Annotated in this window: 11 protein-coding genes; 1 reads left to right on the top strand and 10 read right to left on the bottom strand. The window is 66.0% G+C overall.

The genetic code is table 11. The annotated features are described in order from the left end of the window. Positions 1-578: 578 nt before the first annotated feature. Positions 579-3,314, top strand: coding sequence for a DUF4832 domain-containing protein (locus AC27GT_RS11440; protein ID WP_487224175.1), 2,736 nt, complete (start codon positions 579-581; stop codon positions 3,312-3,314). A 31-nt stretch (positions 3,315-3,345) separates the two neighbouring features. Here the strand turns inward: AC27GT_RS11440 and AC27GT_RS11435 are convergent, their stop codons facing one another. The 10 genes from AC27GT_RS11435 to AC27GT_RS11390 form a co-directional block, all read right to left on the bottom strand. After that, positions 3,346-4,170: a TIGR00282 family metallophosphoesterase gene (locus tag AC27GT_RS11435; RefSeq protein WP_487224174.1), complete on the bottom strand. Its 825-nt coding sequence runs from the start codon at positions 4,168-4,170 to the stop codon at positions 3,346-3,348. Further along, complete coding sequence (locus AC27GT_RS11430) at positions 4,170-4,982, bottom strand: carbohydrate ABC transporter permease (RefSeq protein ID WP_487224173.1); 813 nt, start codon at positions 4,980-4,982, stop codon at positions 4,170-4,172. The genes AC27GT_RS11435 and AC27GT_RS11430 overlap by 1 nt, the downstream gene beginning before the upstream one ends. Beyond that, positions 4,975-5,883, bottom strand: coding sequence for a carbohydrate ABC transporter permease (locus tag AC27GT_RS11425; RefSeq protein WP_487224172.1), 909 nt, complete (start codon positions 5,881-5,883; stop codon positions 4,975-4,977). Before AC27GT_RS11425 ends, AC27GT_RS11430 begins: the two co-directional genes overlap by 8 nt. After that, positions 5,871-7,145, bottom strand: coding sequence for an ABC transporter substrate-binding protein (locus AC27GT_RS11420; protein ID WP_487224171.1), 1,275 nt, complete (start codon positions 7,143-7,145; stop codon positions 5,871-5,873). Before AC27GT_RS11420 ends, AC27GT_RS11425 begins: the two co-directional genes overlap by 13 nt. Positions 7,146-7,166: 21 nt before the next feature. Next, entirely contained in the window at positions 7,167-8,105 is a 939-nt protein-coding gene (locus AC27GT_RS11415) for an ABC transporter ATP-binding protein (protein WP_487224170.1), read from the bottom strand. Next, entirely contained in the window at positions 8,102-9,568 is a 1,467-nt protein-coding gene (locus AC27GT_RS11410; RefSeq protein WP_487224169.1) for an ABC transporter permease, read from the bottom strand. Before AC27GT_RS11410 ends, AC27GT_RS11415 begins: the two co-directional genes overlap by 4 nt. Next, positions 9,565-10,509 carry an ABC transporter substrate-binding protein gene (locus tag AC27GT_RS11405; protein ID WP_126188056.1) on the bottom strand — a complete coding sequence of 315 codons (945 nt, stop codon included), beginning with the start codon at positions 10,507-10,509 and terminating at the stop codon, positions 9,565-9,567. The genes AC27GT_RS11410 and AC27GT_RS11405 overlap by 4 nt, the downstream gene beginning before the upstream one ends. Positions 10,510-10,588: 79 nt before the next feature. Beyond that, positions 10,589-11,866: an ABC transporter substrate-binding protein gene (locus tag AC27GT_RS11400; protein WP_172957958.1), complete on the bottom strand. Its 1,278-nt coding sequence runs from the start codon at positions 11,864-11,866 to the stop codon at positions 10,589-10,591. A 20-nt stretch (positions 11,867-11,886) separates the two neighbouring features. Beyond that, on the bottom strand, positions 11,887-12,744 hold the full coding sequence (locus AC27GT_RS11395) for a carbohydrate ABC transporter permease (RefSeq protein ID WP_126188055.1): 858 nt from the start codon (positions 12,742-12,744) through the stop codon (positions 11,887-11,889). Beyond that, positions 12,734-13,537 (bottom strand): carbohydrate ABC transporter permease, encoded by an 804-nt coding sequence (locus tag AC27GT_RS11390; protein WP_126188054.1) that lies wholly within the window; start codon positions 13,535-13,537, stop codon positions 12,734-12,736. The genes AC27GT_RS11395 and AC27GT_RS11390 overlap by 11 nt, the downstream gene beginning before the upstream one ends. Positions 13,538-13,620: the final 83 nt, after the last annotated feature.

Below are 13,620 nucleotides of genomic sequence, written 5' to 3'. Positions count from 1 at the left end.
TCGCGCGGTAGGGGAATGGGCGTCCGCGGGTGTGGGGTTTTCTCCGCTTGGTGTCCCATCCAGGCACCGACGTTTGATGCCCGATGGGTTTCTGCCGCATGATCGTCCATTGCGTGATAGGCGCTACGGGCTTGTGACCTCGCGGTGGGCTTCGGAGTGAGAAGGGTTCGGTGGCAGGCGGTTTTCTTTCTGGTGTGGGGCTTTGGGCCGGAGGTGAAAAGCAATCTTCTTTTGTGTACTCGTTTTGGGTACTCGGGGCCTAGCTCACGCGTTGGGCATGCCCCTAGTTCCTTGACCTCGGGGGTGGTAGCCGAATGCACGTGGCGCTGTATGGTATTTTTCTTGTCAAAGGGGGTGTTTGGAACATGATGGATAAAATATCCACCCTAATCATCGGCGCAAAAAAGCGGCTGAAATCCCCTCTCTTCGGTCTGGTTTTACTTAGCCTTGTTCTCGCTGGCTGCGGAGGAGCGGGCCTACTGGAGGGTCAGGGTGCTAGCCGCCCGGTTAAGGTAACCCTTTCGCTTAATCCGAGCGATCTCACGCTGGAACCAGGGCAAAGCGGTTCCACTACCTTGATGGTGAGCTTTGACCGACGCTACTCGGGCCAGATCACCCTAAGCTTGGAAAGGTCAGATGGAGGCCCGCCACCTGCTGGCGTCAGCCTGGCCCCCACCAACCTGTCCGCCAATCGCCAGACCCGCCTCGAGGCGAACTTGAGCTTGGGTGTGGCCACGGACACCCCTCCAGCAGAGTATGCCCTGAGGCTTAAGGTTTGGAGCAAGGACTTCACCGCATACCACCCTATTGGGTTGACGGTGATCTCCAGGAGCAATCCTGCCCCCAACCTCCCTCTTTACAGCGCCGGGGCCGGTGGGGTGTATAAGGATGGTGTTGCGCTACCCCTCTACGGCCTCAACTGGTTTGGCCTGGAGACCTGCGACCGGGCTCCCCACGGGCTTTGGTCCGGGCGGAGCGTGACGGAGATCCTGGCCCAGGTGAGGGGATACGGGTTCAACGCCCTGCGGCTGCCCGTGTCCCCGGCGGTGCTGAGGGACCAGGGGAGCGTGGCCTCCTGGGCCCAGATAGGGGACCCCGCCTACCCGCAAAGCCCTTTAACGGGGCTGCGGTACGTGCTGGAGAAGGCCCAGGGCCTGGGGTTCTACGTGCTCCTGGACTTCCACACCTTCCGCTGCGACCTGGTGGGTGGGCAGCTTCCCGGGAAGCCCTTTGACCCGGCCCAGGGGTACACCAAGGCGGACTGGCTTGCGGACCTGGAGCGGATGGCCCGGCTTTCCCTGGAGTTTCCGAACGTGTTCGGGGTGGACCTTGCCAACGAGCCCCACGCCCTCACCTGGACGGAGTGGAAGGCCCTGGCCCAGGAGGGGGCGCAGGCGGTGCTCCGGGTGAACCCGCGGATCCTGGTGGCGGTGGAGGGGGTGGGGAACGCTTCGGATAGCGGGGGGTATCCTGCCTTCTGGGGGGAGAACCTGACGGAGGCCCGGGACGACCTCGGCCTGGGGGACCGGCTCCTCTACCTGCCCCACGTGTACGGTCCCTCGGTGAGCAGCCAACCCTACTTCTCGGATCCCACCTTCCCCGAGAACATGCCGGCTATCTGGGACACCCACTTCGGCCACCTCTCGACCCGGGGCCTGCCCTGGGGGATCGGGGAGTTTGGGGGATGGTACACGGGACAGGACCGGGTGTGGCAGGACCGGTTTGTGGAGTACCTGAGGGGGAAGGGGGTGAGGGTGTGGTTCTACTGGGCCCTCAACCCGAACTCCGGGGATACGGGGGGAATCCTTCAGGATGACTGGAAGACCCCGGTGCAGGAGAAGCTGGACCTTCTCAGGAGGCTCATGGCTGGTCCTTCCGGCCTGGCCTTCGACTTCCTGCCTGCGGAGGGGGAGGTGGTGAACCCCGAACGGGGGTTTGCCTCAGATTCCTACTACCCGGATGAGCCCAGCCTGGACGCGGAGGCCAAACTGGCGGAGGCCCGGTCCCAGGGCTTCGAGGTGCGACTCATCCGCAGGACCTACTACCTGCACGCCTTCGCGGGCCAGGACACGCTTCCCTCCACCTTCCTCCAGACCCTGGCCCAGGACCTGGCCAATGCCCAGGCGGCGGGGGTGAAGCTCATCCTGCGCTTCGCCTACCGGCCGGACGAGAACCGGGCGAACGGCCCCAGCTACTGCGACCCTCCCAAGGAGCGGATCCTGTCCCACCTGGCCCAGATAGGGCCCGTGCTCCGGCAACACCTTGGGGTCATCGCCTACCTGGAGGCGGGCCTCATCGGTCCCTGGGGGGAGTGGCACTCCGCCAGCCCGGAGGCGGCCCTCATGGACCCCCTGCCGGGATACCAGGAGGGAAGCCAGCCCCCTTGCGGCCGGCAGAACTACGACCGGAAACTTCCGAACCCCAAGACCCTGGAGATGGTGCAGGCCCTGTTGCAGGAGGTCCCCGGGCGGAAGGTGGCGGTGCGCTACCCCATGGCCAAGGCCAAACTCCTGGAACTGGAGGCTGGGGGCCCTGTGGGGACCTACCCGGCCGCGACCTACTTCACGCCCCTTACCCCTGCCGAGGCCCACGGGAACACCCTGAAGGCCCGGCTGGGGGCCCACAACGACTGTTTCATGAGCTCGGAGAACGACTACGGCACCTACTACTACGACCCGGGTCCCCAGCAGGACCTGGAGAGGGAGTACTGGAGCCGGGACACCCTCTACACGGTGATGGGGGGCGAGACCTGCACCCCAGGCCCCTATATTCCGCCGGGGGAGGACCCCGCGGGGTACGTGTACCGGCAGTTCCAGCGGTTCCGCTTCAGCAACCTGAACCTGCACTATCACCCGGACTTCATCCGGTGGCTGCGGGAGACCCCCTTTGGTTCGGGCTCCCTGCTGGATGCCCTCAAGCGGGACCTGGGCTACCGGCTCTACCTGCGGCGGGTGGAGGTGAGCGCTAACCAGCTCAGGGCTTTGGAGGCCTTGACCCTGCGCCTGTACCTGGAGAACCAGGGGTTCGGGGGCCTATACAACCCGAAGGGACTGGAGCTGGTGTTCAAGAGGGAGGGGGATGGCCTGGAGGTGGGGCGTGTGCTGGATACCCGCTTCTACGGCCCCGTTCCGGGAGGGGAGGCGGTGTACGCGTACACGGTGCAGGCACCCTCGGAGCCGGGGGTATACGCGCTTTGGCTTAGGATCTACGACCCGGACCTTCCCGGAGACAGCCGGTACAACCTGCGTCTGGCCAGCCGGCTGGAGTACCGGGATGGGAGGAACCATCTGGCCCTTTACGTGCAGGTGCTATGAGCAGGAACCTGCTTGGCGGGTCCGCGGGTTGCTATTCCACAGGCCGCTCTTGAGAGACGGGTGGAGTCGCCAACAGGTAGGAGGCGTGGAGGAGGCTACGAGCCCTACCCTCCTCGACTTCCAAGAACACAAAGCTCACCCGGGGCGGGCCCTCCGCAGGCCGTAGGACAAAACCTCTAGGGGGGATTCGTTTCCTTAATGCCTCCACCAGGAACTCCGGGTCGTACCCCTGGTAACCCCCGTCGTTGCCCACCATGCCCACGTCGGACACATAGGCTGTGCCCTTGGGCAGGATCCGGGCATCCTGGGTGGCCACATGGGTGTGGGTCCCCAACACGGCAACCGCCTTCCCATCAAAGAGGTAGGCGAAGCCGAGCTTTTCGAACACGGACTCCGAGTGGAAATCCACCAGGATGGGTACCCTGGGCCATTGGGACAAAAGATTTTCAAAGGCCTCAATGGGATCCCCAGCTTGCGGTAAGGCGGATCGACCCGCCAGGTTAACCACCAAGAGCTCCTTTTCCCCCTTCCTTAGGAGCAGGCTTCCCTTGCCCGGGGCGTGGCGGCTATAGTTTAGGGGACGCAGTACCCGGGCGTGGCCCAGAACCTGTTCGGCCCAGGGGGGATCGAAGGAGTGGTTGCCACCGGTGACCGCGTCCACCCCGAGGGCGAGGAGGGCCTTTAGGGTATTGGGATGCATACCCGCCTTCCCCGCCTCGGGGAGCGTGATGTCCAGATTTTCCCCGTTGACCACCACGAAGTCGGGCCGGAACTCCTGGCGCAGGCCAGGGAGTTCCTGGGCCAAGGCCTTTAACCCAGGTTCGGCCACCACGTCGCCAAAGAACAGGATGCGCATCATCCCCTCACTCCCCCTTCCATTAGGGTTTCCAGGATGCGTCGGTGGAAGGCCAGGTAGAGGAGAAGGGTGGGCAGGGTGGCGAGGACGGAGGCGGCCATGAGAGGCCCCCAGGCGTTGGCCCCTTCCCCTCCGGCAAACCGCTGCACCGCCACCGTGAGCACGTACATGTCGGGCCGGTTGGCCACCAGCAAAGGCCATATGAACTGGTTCCAGGCTCCTATGAAGAGGGTGATGGCCAAGGCGGCCAGGGTAGGAAGATTGGCGGGTATGAGGATTTGCAGGAAAAGGTCCCTGGTGGAAGCCCCGTCTACCCAGGCTGCCTCCAGGATCTCCCGGGGGAAGCTGAGGAGGTGCTGTCGCAGGAGGAAGGTGGCGTACCCTGCTGTGAGCATGGGAAGGATGAGGCCGGGGAAGGTGTTGAGGAGGCCAAGGCGAGCCACCAAAAGGTAGTTGGGCAGGTAGGTGACCACGAAGGGAACCAGCATGCTGAGCACGAAGAGGGAGAAGAGGAGCCCCGAAAGGGGTGGCCTGCGGAAGACGAAGGCGTAGGCTGCGAGAAGCCCCACAAGGAGCTGCCCCAAGGCGGAAACTCCAGCGAAGACCAGGGTGTTGAGGACGTAACGGGCCATGGGCAGTTTCTCCAGCACCATCCGATAGTTCTCCAGGGTTATGGGATGGGCGAAGGGCCAGGGGGAGGCGAAAAGGGCTTCCGGGGGGGTGAGGGATAGGCTGAACTGATAGCCGAAGGGAGCCAGGAGCAGGAGGGCGGAGAGAAAAAGGAGTAGGTGGACCTGAGCCTTCCTAATCATGCTTTCTCCCCATCATGTGGAGCTGGCCCAGGATGATGAGCCCGAGACCAAGGGTGAGGAGAACCGCTTGGGCCGCTGCCACCCCAGACCGGAAGAACCGGAAGGCCTCCTGGTACACGGCGTACAACAGGTTGGAAGTGTGGCCGAAGGGCCCCCCCTGGGTCATCACGTCGATGGGGACAAAGGCGTACTCGAGGCCGCTGGCCAGGGCGCTCAGGAAGAGGAACAGGAGGGTGGGTCCGAGGAGGGGGAAAAGGACACTTCTTAAAAAGACCCAGCCTTCAGCCCCGTCTACCCGCGCCGCCTCCAGCACCTCCCGGGGCAGGCTTTTAAGGGCGGCCAGGGCGATGAGGTAGTGGAAACCCAGGAATTTCCAGTTGACCACCAGGCTTACCGAAAGGAGGGCGTACCGGGGGTCAGAAAGGAAATTGGGAGCTTCTATACCGACCATCCCGGCCAGCTTGGCCAAGGGACCGGCTGCGGGAAGGTAGAGGTACAGCCAAACCAAAGCCGCCACCGACACCGCCACCACCGTGGGGGCGAACAGCAGGGATTGATAAAACTCCGCCCAGCGTCCCCCCACCTGGAGGGTGAGAAGGGCGAGTCCCAGGGGGAGAAGGAAGTTACCAAGGGCGGCGAGGCCCATGTAGAGGAGGCTTTGGCGGAGAACTTGGCTGAAGAGCGGATCCTGCAGGAGGGCCTGGTAGTTGGCGAGGCCCACAAACTCAGCCTGGGGCCGCACCAGGTTCCAGTCGTGAAGGCTCAGCCAAAGGTTGTAGACCAGGGGCCAGTAGACGAAGACCAAAAGGAGGCCGAACCCCGGGGCCACCAGTAGGATGCCCTCGAGGTCAGGCCGCCTCCCCATCCCCGGGGTTCGTTGGCGCACGGCTACTCGCTGCACCGCTCTGTTCCGATGAGGCGATGGATCTCCTGGGCGGCTTCCCTAAGGGCTGCCTCGGCTGTGGCCTGGCCAGACAGGGCCTTCTGGGTGGCCCGGAAGAGGGCTTGGCTGGCCGCCAACCCGTTGGGCCCGGGGAAGCTCGTCCAGGGAACCGTGAAGGGAAGCTGCTCCACCGCCACCTTTTGGATGGGATTCTTCTCCACGAAGTCCTTGAGGTACCGGGGGTCGCGGATGAGCTCGGGAAGGAGGGGTACATACCCCGTTCCCTTGGTCCAGATGGTGAATCCCTCCGGGGAGGTGAGGAACTGGATGAACTTCCAGACTGCCTCCTGCTTTCTGGGGTCCTGGCTGAAGACCATAAGGACGTTGCCTCCGCCGGGGAGGGCGGGAGGCTTGCCACCAAAGGTGGGGAAGCGGGCGGCCCGGAGTTCAAACCGGCCGCGCGTCTGCTCTTGGAGGCCCGCCCTGCGGGCGATGGTGGTCATGAAGCTGGCCGCCTCCCCTGCCAGAAAGGCCTGTTCACCCTGTTGAAGGGGGACCCCAAGGGCCAGGCCCTCCTTGACCAGGCCCGCCCACATGGCCAGGGCCTCGATGGCCTCCTTGTCCCCGATCCCGGTGCGGTACACCCCGTTCTCGCACCGCAGGAGGGTGCCCCCGTTGGAACGGATGAGGGCCTCGATGGCCCAGTTGTCATCCAGGAGGATGAGATAGATTCCGTACTTTCCCGTGCGCTCCTTGATCTGGCGGGCGGCCCTCCGCCATCCCTCCCAGGTGCTGGGGGGGCGGTCCGGATCCAGGCCTGCACGGCGGAACAGGTCTGCGTTGTAGTAGGCGACGATGTTGGACAGGGAGTAGGGCATGCCCACCAGGACGCCATCCACCTGGCCCAAGGCCAGGATGTTGGGGGCAAAGCGACGCAGGTGCCTTTCGTTCCCGTACTTTCTCGCCAGCTCGGTGATGGGCACATACGGCAGGTTCTTGGCGGCGTACCGGGTGTAAAGGTACCCCATCTGGACCACGTCGGGTGGATTCCCGGCGGCGAGGGCGGCCTGCAGGTTTTGGAGGAGGCCCGTGTAGGCGTTGGGGTGGTACCGCTCTTCCACCTTGATACCCGGGTTCCTCCGTTCGAACTCCCGGATGAGCTCCCTTACCGCCGGCAGGCCGAAGGCCTCCGTGTTGATGTGCCAGTACTGCAGGGTGACGGTTCCCTGCCCTAAGGCCAATCCCAGGCCTAGCGCCGTGACCAGCCATGCCCGCTTCATCGCCTCACCTCCGCCAGAAGCCTAGACCTCTGCCGTCATGGCAGGGTCAGGGAGGTCCTGAGGAAAGCGGAGAAGGGGGTGGATCTGCAGCCTCACCCGCTCCCCCACCCCCGCCTCGAGGCGCACCCAGGCCTCCCCCCATTCCAGCTGGACCCGGCAGAGAACCTCCCCCCTGAGCTCCCGCCGCTCCAGAACCAGGGCCTCCAGGCTCCCGCCCGGGCGCACCCACTCCTGCCGGAAGGCCAGCACCTCCCCATCCCGGGAAAACACGTTGGCCCGGCCGAAGGCCAGGAAGCTCTCCAGAGAGTTGGGCCTCAGGTAGACCTCCTTGGGCGCCCCCACCTGGAGGAGACGCCCTTGGCTCATCACCCCCACCCGATCCGCCAGGAGCATGGCCTCCTCCGGGTCGTGGGTCACGTGGAGGGCGGTGGTTCCCCTTTCCTTCAGCAGGGTGCGCACCTCGAGGCGAAGCTCCTCCCTCAGCACCGGATCCAGGGCGCTGTAGGGCTCGTCCAGGAGGAGGAGCCGGGGCCTGCGGGCCAGGGCCCTGGCCAAGGCCACCCGTTGCCTTTGACCGCCGGAAAGCTGGTGGGGGCGCTTGTGGGCGTGGTCCAGAAGGCCCACCCTTTCCAAAAGGGCCAGGGCCTCCTTCCGGTCGGGCCTTGGCATGACCAGGAGGAGGTGGTCCAGGGCGGTCAGGTGGGGCCAAAGCCCCTGGTCCTGGAAGACGTAGCCCAGCTCCCGCCTCTCCGGGGGCAGGTGGGTGATCTCCTTCCCCGCCAGGAGGATCCGGCCCCGGTCCGGGGAAAGCAGGCCCGCCACCAGGTTGAGGAGGGTGGTCTTGCCGCTTCCCGAGGCCCCCAGGAGCGCGAACACCTCCCCCTCGAGGATCTCCAGGTCCACTCCCTCCACCCCTCCCCCCTGGGGAAAGCGCTTGCTGAGGCCCTCGAGGCGGATCATCTGGGCCTCCCCAAAAGGGCCAAGGCGGCCAGGGCCATGAGGACCAGGCCCAAAGCGCTGGCTTCCCGGTAAAGACCCCCATTCAGGGCGGAAAGCACCGCCACCCCCACGGTTTCCGCTCCCGGGGCGTAGAGGAGGGCGGAGAGGGTGATCTCGGAAAAGGCCAAGGGGAATATGAGAAAAGCCCCGGCGTAGAGGGAAGGAAGGAGCAGGGGATACCCGAGCCGCCACCAGGCCCGCCCCGGGGAGAGGCCGTGCACCCTTCCCGCCAGGACCGCCCCCTCCACGGCGGGTCCCCCCTCAAGGGCCCTCAACGCCAGGGCGGCGAAGTGGAGCAGGTAGGCGAGGAGGAGGAGCCAGGGGGTGCCGTAGAGGGGGGTGGGGGCCAGGAGGAGGATGAGGCTCACCCCCAGGAGGGTCCCCGGGAGGAGGTAGTGGATGTCCAGCACCCCACGTATCCCCTTCAGGAGGCGGGGAAAGGGCCTCAGGGCCAGGGCCAGGAGGAGGAGCAGGCCCGTGGCCCCCAGGGCCAGGAGAAGGGAGTTCCGTAACCCCTTCTGCACCAGGGGCAGGCCCAGGGCCTGGGTGAAGGCGGGGTCCCACCGACCCGTGTAGGGGTTCTGCAGGGCTTCCCGCAGGAGGCCCAGGAGCACCAGGGCCAGGGCGGTGAGGGCGTAGAGGGCGAAGAGAAGCCGGTAGAGGGGCTTGGGCGGGGGCAGGAGGGGTTCCCTGGCCTCCAGGAGGGCGCTACGCGCCAGGAGCACAGCGGGCAGGGCCAGGAGCGCCAGCCATAGGCCCAGGGCGGCCGCCTCCCCTAGGGGGTCCTGGGCCACAGGGCTCAGGAGGCGGGCGTAGGCCAGGGTGGGAAGCACGTACACCCGTTCGGGTAGCCCCAGGACCGCCGGTACCCCGAAGTTCCCCAAGAGGGCGAGGTACAGGGTGCCCCCTGCCACCAGGAGGGGTGGGAAGAGGGGTGGGAGGAAGGCCTTCAGGGACCGGATGCCCGTGGCCCCGTGGACCCGGGCCGTGGCCAGGAGCCCCAGGGCGAGGCCCACCTGGGGTTTGAGGCGAAGGTAGGCCAGGGGGGCGTAGTGGAGGGTCCAGGCCAGGAGGATTCCCGGCACCCCCTGGATCCGCACCCCCAGGGCCCCCAGGCTGAAGAGCAGCCCCATCCCGGTCACGAAGGGGGGGACCAGGTACCCCAAAAGGAGAAGGGCCTCGCATCCCCCCACCACCCTCCCCGCCAGGCCCAGCACGGCCAGGGTCAGGGCCAGGAACAGGGTAAGGAGGGTTCCCAGGCCTGCCAGGACCAGGCTGAAAAGGATTACGTCCAGGTCGCGCCCGGTGCTGGGGAAATGAGGCAACCCCCGGACGAAGAGCACCAGGAAGGGGAGGGCAAGGGCCAGGGCCAGGGGAAGGTGCCAGGGGAAGGAGAGGGGGCGGGAAAACCCGGGTCCTGTCATCGCCTGAGCCCGAAAAGGGCGTTAAACCGGGACAGGGTTTCGGGGTCGGCAAAGCGGGCCCGGATGCCCACCACCTGGACCGGGCTTCCCTTGGGTTTGGGGGCGCCGGGCATCACCGGGTAGTACCCCCTTTCCGCAAAGAGGCGCTGGGCCTCCGGGGAGAGGAGGAAGAGGAGGAAGCGGGTGGCCAGCTCCGGATTTTTGCTCCAGGAGGTGACGGCGATGGGGGTGGGCACCAGGATGGCCCCATCCCGGGGGTATACGGTGGCCAGGGGCGCTCCCTTGGCCACTTCCTGGCGCACCCCGAAATCCGTGGTGATGGCGAGGCCGTACTCGCCGCGGGCCAGCTTCTGCTGCAGGACGGGGTTCGACTGCTCGATGCGCATGCCCCCCGCCTTCAGGGCCTCAAAAAAGCCGAAGCCCAGACGTTGGGAAAGGGTTCCAAGGGTGGCCAGGGCCGCCCCGGAGAAGTTGGGGTCGGGCATGGCCAGGAGGCCCGGGAAGGGGGGTTTGAGGAGGTCCCTCCAGGAAGTGGGGGCCTCCCGCACCCGCTGGGTGTTCACGGCGATCACGTTGTAGAGGAGGCGCACCTCGTAGTAGAGGCCGCCCCCGTGGGCATACTGCACAGGATATCCCGGCACCGTGGGGGGAATGCGGCGCAAAAGACCCTTGCCCGCCAGCTCCCGGAGGAAGTCCTCGTTGGCGAACCAGAGCAGGTCCGGCTGGGGGTTTCCCGCCTCCAGCTCCGCCCGGAGCTTGGCCACCACCTCCCCGGTGCCCGAGCGGAACACCTGGACCTGCACCCCTGGGTTTTGGGCCCGGAAGGCCTCCACCAGGGCGTTCACGTCCGCCAGGATCTCGGAGGTGTAGAGGGTGAGGGTACCCCCCTGGGCCAGTCCCACGCTTAGAGCCATACCTGCCAGGATCAGGAGCCTCTTCATGGCACCCTGACCCTAAGGGGCCCACGTCAGGAAAAGGTCAAGGGAGGCCCAGTGGGCCTCCCAAAGACCCACGCAGGGATCACCTACAGAAGGGCTTCAGGGCCTCGTCCACCCGGCGCTGGGCCTCGCGGGTGGCCTCCCGCACCTCCTTGCGGCCCAGGACCACCGCCTGCTCCGCCTCGGCGATGATGTCCTTCACCTGTTGCAGGTTGTAGACGGGAAGCTCCGCCTTGGCGTAGGCCAGCTGCTCCCGGGCGGTGAGGGCCTGGGGCCACTGCCGCACGTAATCCCGCATGAGGGGCAGGTTCCAGCTGGACCTCCGGGCCGCCACATAACCCGAGTCGATGGACCAGCGGGCCTGGAGCTCGGGGCTGGTCATGAACTTGATGAAGCGCAGGGTGGCCTCCCGCTTGGCGGGGTCCGAGCCCTTGAAGAGGTAGAAGTTGGCCCCTCCGGTGGGCACCCCGTAGCGCACCAGCTTGGGCTGGAAGGCGGTGCCGAAGGCGAAGCGGGCGTTGGTGCGGATGAAGCCCAAGGACCCCGTGGAGTGGTAGATCATGGCCACCTTGCCGGCGGCGAAGTCCCCGGGGGTGGTACCCCAGGCGATGACCCCTTCCGGGCTCACCCCGTGCTTCCTCGCCAAGTCCGCCTTGAACTGCATGGCCTTGCGCACGGGCTCGGTGTCCACCAGGACCTTGCACCCCTTGCCAGCTGGGTCGTAGAGGAGGCCTCCCGCCTGGATAACCAACCCCTCCAGCAACCACGTGGAGCGGTCCTCCGTGGGGATGGCCACCCCGTAGCGGACCACCCGGCCCTGGGCGTCCCGCTTGGTGAGGCGCTTGGCGTACTCCACCAGCTCCTCCCAGGTGGTGGGGGGCTTTTCCGGGTCCAGACCGGCCTCCCGGAAGGCCTCCTTGTTGTAGTAGAGAATCGGGGTGGAGCGCTGGAAGGGGAGGCTCCAGACCTTACCGTCCAGGGTAGAGTTCATCATGAAGGCGGGAAAGAAGTCCTGAACCGCCTTTTTCAGCTCGGGATCCCGGGCGATATAGGGGTCGAAGGACTCGATGGCGTCCATGGCCAAGAGGGTGTGGAGCTGCTGGGAAAGGAGGATGGCGGTGTCCGGGGGGTTCCCCGCCCGGATGGCCGCCACCACCTTGGCCTGGTTCTCCTCGTAGTTGCCCCCGAAGACAGTGTTCACCCGTATCTGGGGGTTCTGCTTCTCGAAGTCGCTGACGTAGCTTTCGATGAACCTAGCCAAGGGACCCGCCACCCCCACCGGGTAATAGAAGGTGATGGTGGTCTGCTGGCCGAGACCCAGACCTAGGAGCGCCAACAATCCGATACCGATCCTCTTCATGTTCATGCGACCTCACCTCCTTAGCCTTTCAACCCGCTTCGGGTGAAGGCCTCCACGAAACCCCTCTGGAAGAGGAGGAATCCGAGGACCATGGGCAGGGCCACCAGAATGGCACCGGCGGCGATAACGCCCCACTCCATACCGCTTTCCGCTGAGCGGGCGAAGCTGGCGAAGCCCAGGGAAAGCACCCGCTTTTCCGGGCTCTGGATCACCACCAGGGGCCAGAGGAACTCATTCCAGTGGTAGACCAGGCTCACCAGGGAGAAGGCGGCCAGGTGGGGCCGGACCAGGGGCAGAAGGACCCTCCACAGGATCTGCCAGGAGGTGGCCCCGTCCACCTGGGCTGCTTCGATGAGCTCCCTGGGGATCTGCAGGAATCCCTGGCGGAGAAGGAAGGCTCCTGTGGCCGAGGCCACGTAGGGCAGGGCCAGGGCGGTAAGGGTATCGCTGAGCCCCAGCTTGTGGATGAGGATGAAGTTGGGGAGGATCAGGGCGGAGGCGGGCAGGAAAAGCTGGGCCAGGATTAGGTAGAAGGGGCCATTCCTTCCCCGGGCCTTCAGCTGGGCTAGGGCGAAGCCCGCCGTGGTGACGGTGACGAGCTGGACGAGGAGAAGCCCAAAGGTAAACAACACCGTGTTCCCGTAGAGCCGGGGAAAGTCCGCCGCCTGCCAGGCCAGGCGGAAGTTTTCCAGGGTAAGGGTGCCCAGCTGGCCCCGGTTGAGGTCGGCGGTGGGGGTGAAGGCGGCGATCAGGGTAAAGGCGGCGATGAGGAGGAAGGGCAGGGACACGATAAGGGCGGGCACCTCCCGGAGGAAGGAGGCGGCCCTGGCCAGCCGCTTCCTGGTCCTGGTCAGGGGCAGGGCTTGCCTACCCGTCATAGTGCACCCCCCTTTCCAACCTGGGCAGGGCCAGAAGGGCCAGGGCGGTCAGGGCCGTGAGCAGAACCAGGGTCAAGGCCCCCGCCTGCGGGAAGTCGAAGTACTCGAAGCCCAGGGTGTAGACCCGGTAGAGGAGGTGGTCCGTGGCCCCCACCGGGCCCCCCTTGGTGAGGATGAAGATGTGGTCCACGTTGCGGAGAGCCCCCAGGGTGGCCATGATCCCCACGAAGAAGGTGGTGGGGGAGAGCAAGGGCAGGGTGATGCGGAAGAAGGTGGCCAGGCGGCCTGCCCCATCCACCCGGGCCGCCTCGAGGACCTCCTTGGGCAGGGCCTGGAGGCCGGCCAGGTAGTAGAGCATGTACAGGCCGGCATCCTTCAGCACGCCCACCAGGACCACGGCGAGAAAGGCCCCCATGGGGTCCCCCAAGGGGTTTTGCAGGCCCAGCCAGCGGAGAAGGCCCTGGAGGGGGCCCAGGGGGTTCAGGAGGTAGAGGAAGACCGCGGCGAAGGCCACCGTGGGCAGGATCACCGGGTGGAAGATCAGGGCCCTGGCCAGAAGCCGGAGCCGGGAGGTGCCCTCCACGGCCACGGCCGCCAGGAGGCCCAGGCCCACGGAAAGGGGCACGGCCAGCAGGGTGTAGAGGGCGGTCACCCGCAAGGCGTTGAGGTTTTCCCGTTGGAAAAGGGACCCTAAAGCGCTGATCCCCTCCAGGGCCGCGACCCCAAAGGGCAGGTAGGTGAAGGCCACCAGGAAGACCAGGGTGGGAAGGAGGAAGATCCCGACGCTTCGCATCCAGGCTGAAGCTACCCGGGGCCAGTCAGGTAAAAGTCAAGGGCAAGGGTCTGGGGCTAGAAGGGCAAGCCCCTTACCTTGGC

This window comes from Thermus sp. KWY1 (assembly GCF_057547025.1).
Note: the sequence above shows the minus strand (reverse complement) of the source record. Positions and strands in the feature narration are given on the sequence as shown.

Coding starts and splice junctions, on each gene's coding strand:
- AC27GT_RS11440 (WP_487224175.1), top strand. CDS start 579: ATGGTGAGCTTTGACCGACGCTACTCGGGCCAGATCACCCTAAGCTTG.
- AC27GT_RS11435 (WP_487224174.1), bottom strand. CDS start 4,170: ATGCGCATCCTGTTCTTTGGCGACGTGGTGGCCGAACCTGGGTTAAAG.
- AC27GT_RS11430 (WP_487224173.1), bottom strand. CDS start 4,982: ATGATTAGGAAGGCTCAGGTCCACCTACTCCTTTTTCTCTCCGCCCTC.
- AC27GT_RS11420 (WP_487224171.1), bottom strand. CDS start 7,145: ATGAAGCGGGCATGGCTGGTCACGGCGCTAGGCCTGGGATTGGCCTTA.
- AC27GT_RS11415 (WP_487224170.1), bottom strand. CDS start 8,105: ATGATCCGCCTCGAGGGCCTCAGCAAGCGCTTTCCCCAGGGGGGAGGG.
- AC27GT_RS11410 (WP_487224169.1), bottom strand. CDS start 9,568: ATGACAGGACCCGGGTTTTCCCGCCCCCTCTCCTTCCCCTGGCACCTT.
- AC27GT_RS11405 (WP_126188056.1), bottom strand. CDS start 10,509: ATGAAGAGGCTCCTGATCCTGGCAGGTATGGCTCTAAGCGTGGGACTG.
- AC27GT_RS11400 (WP_172957958.1), bottom strand. CDS start 11,866: ATGAAGAGGATCGGTATCGGATTGTTGGCGCTCCTAGGTCTGGGTCTC.
- AC27GT_RS11395 (WP_126188055.1), bottom strand. CDS start 12,744: ATGACGGGTAGGCAAGCCCTGCCCCTGACCAGGACCAGGAAGCGGCTG.
- AC27GT_RS11390 (WP_126188054.1), bottom strand. CDS start 13,537: ATGCGAAGCGTCGGGATCTTCCTCCTTCCCACCCTGGTCTTCCTGGTG.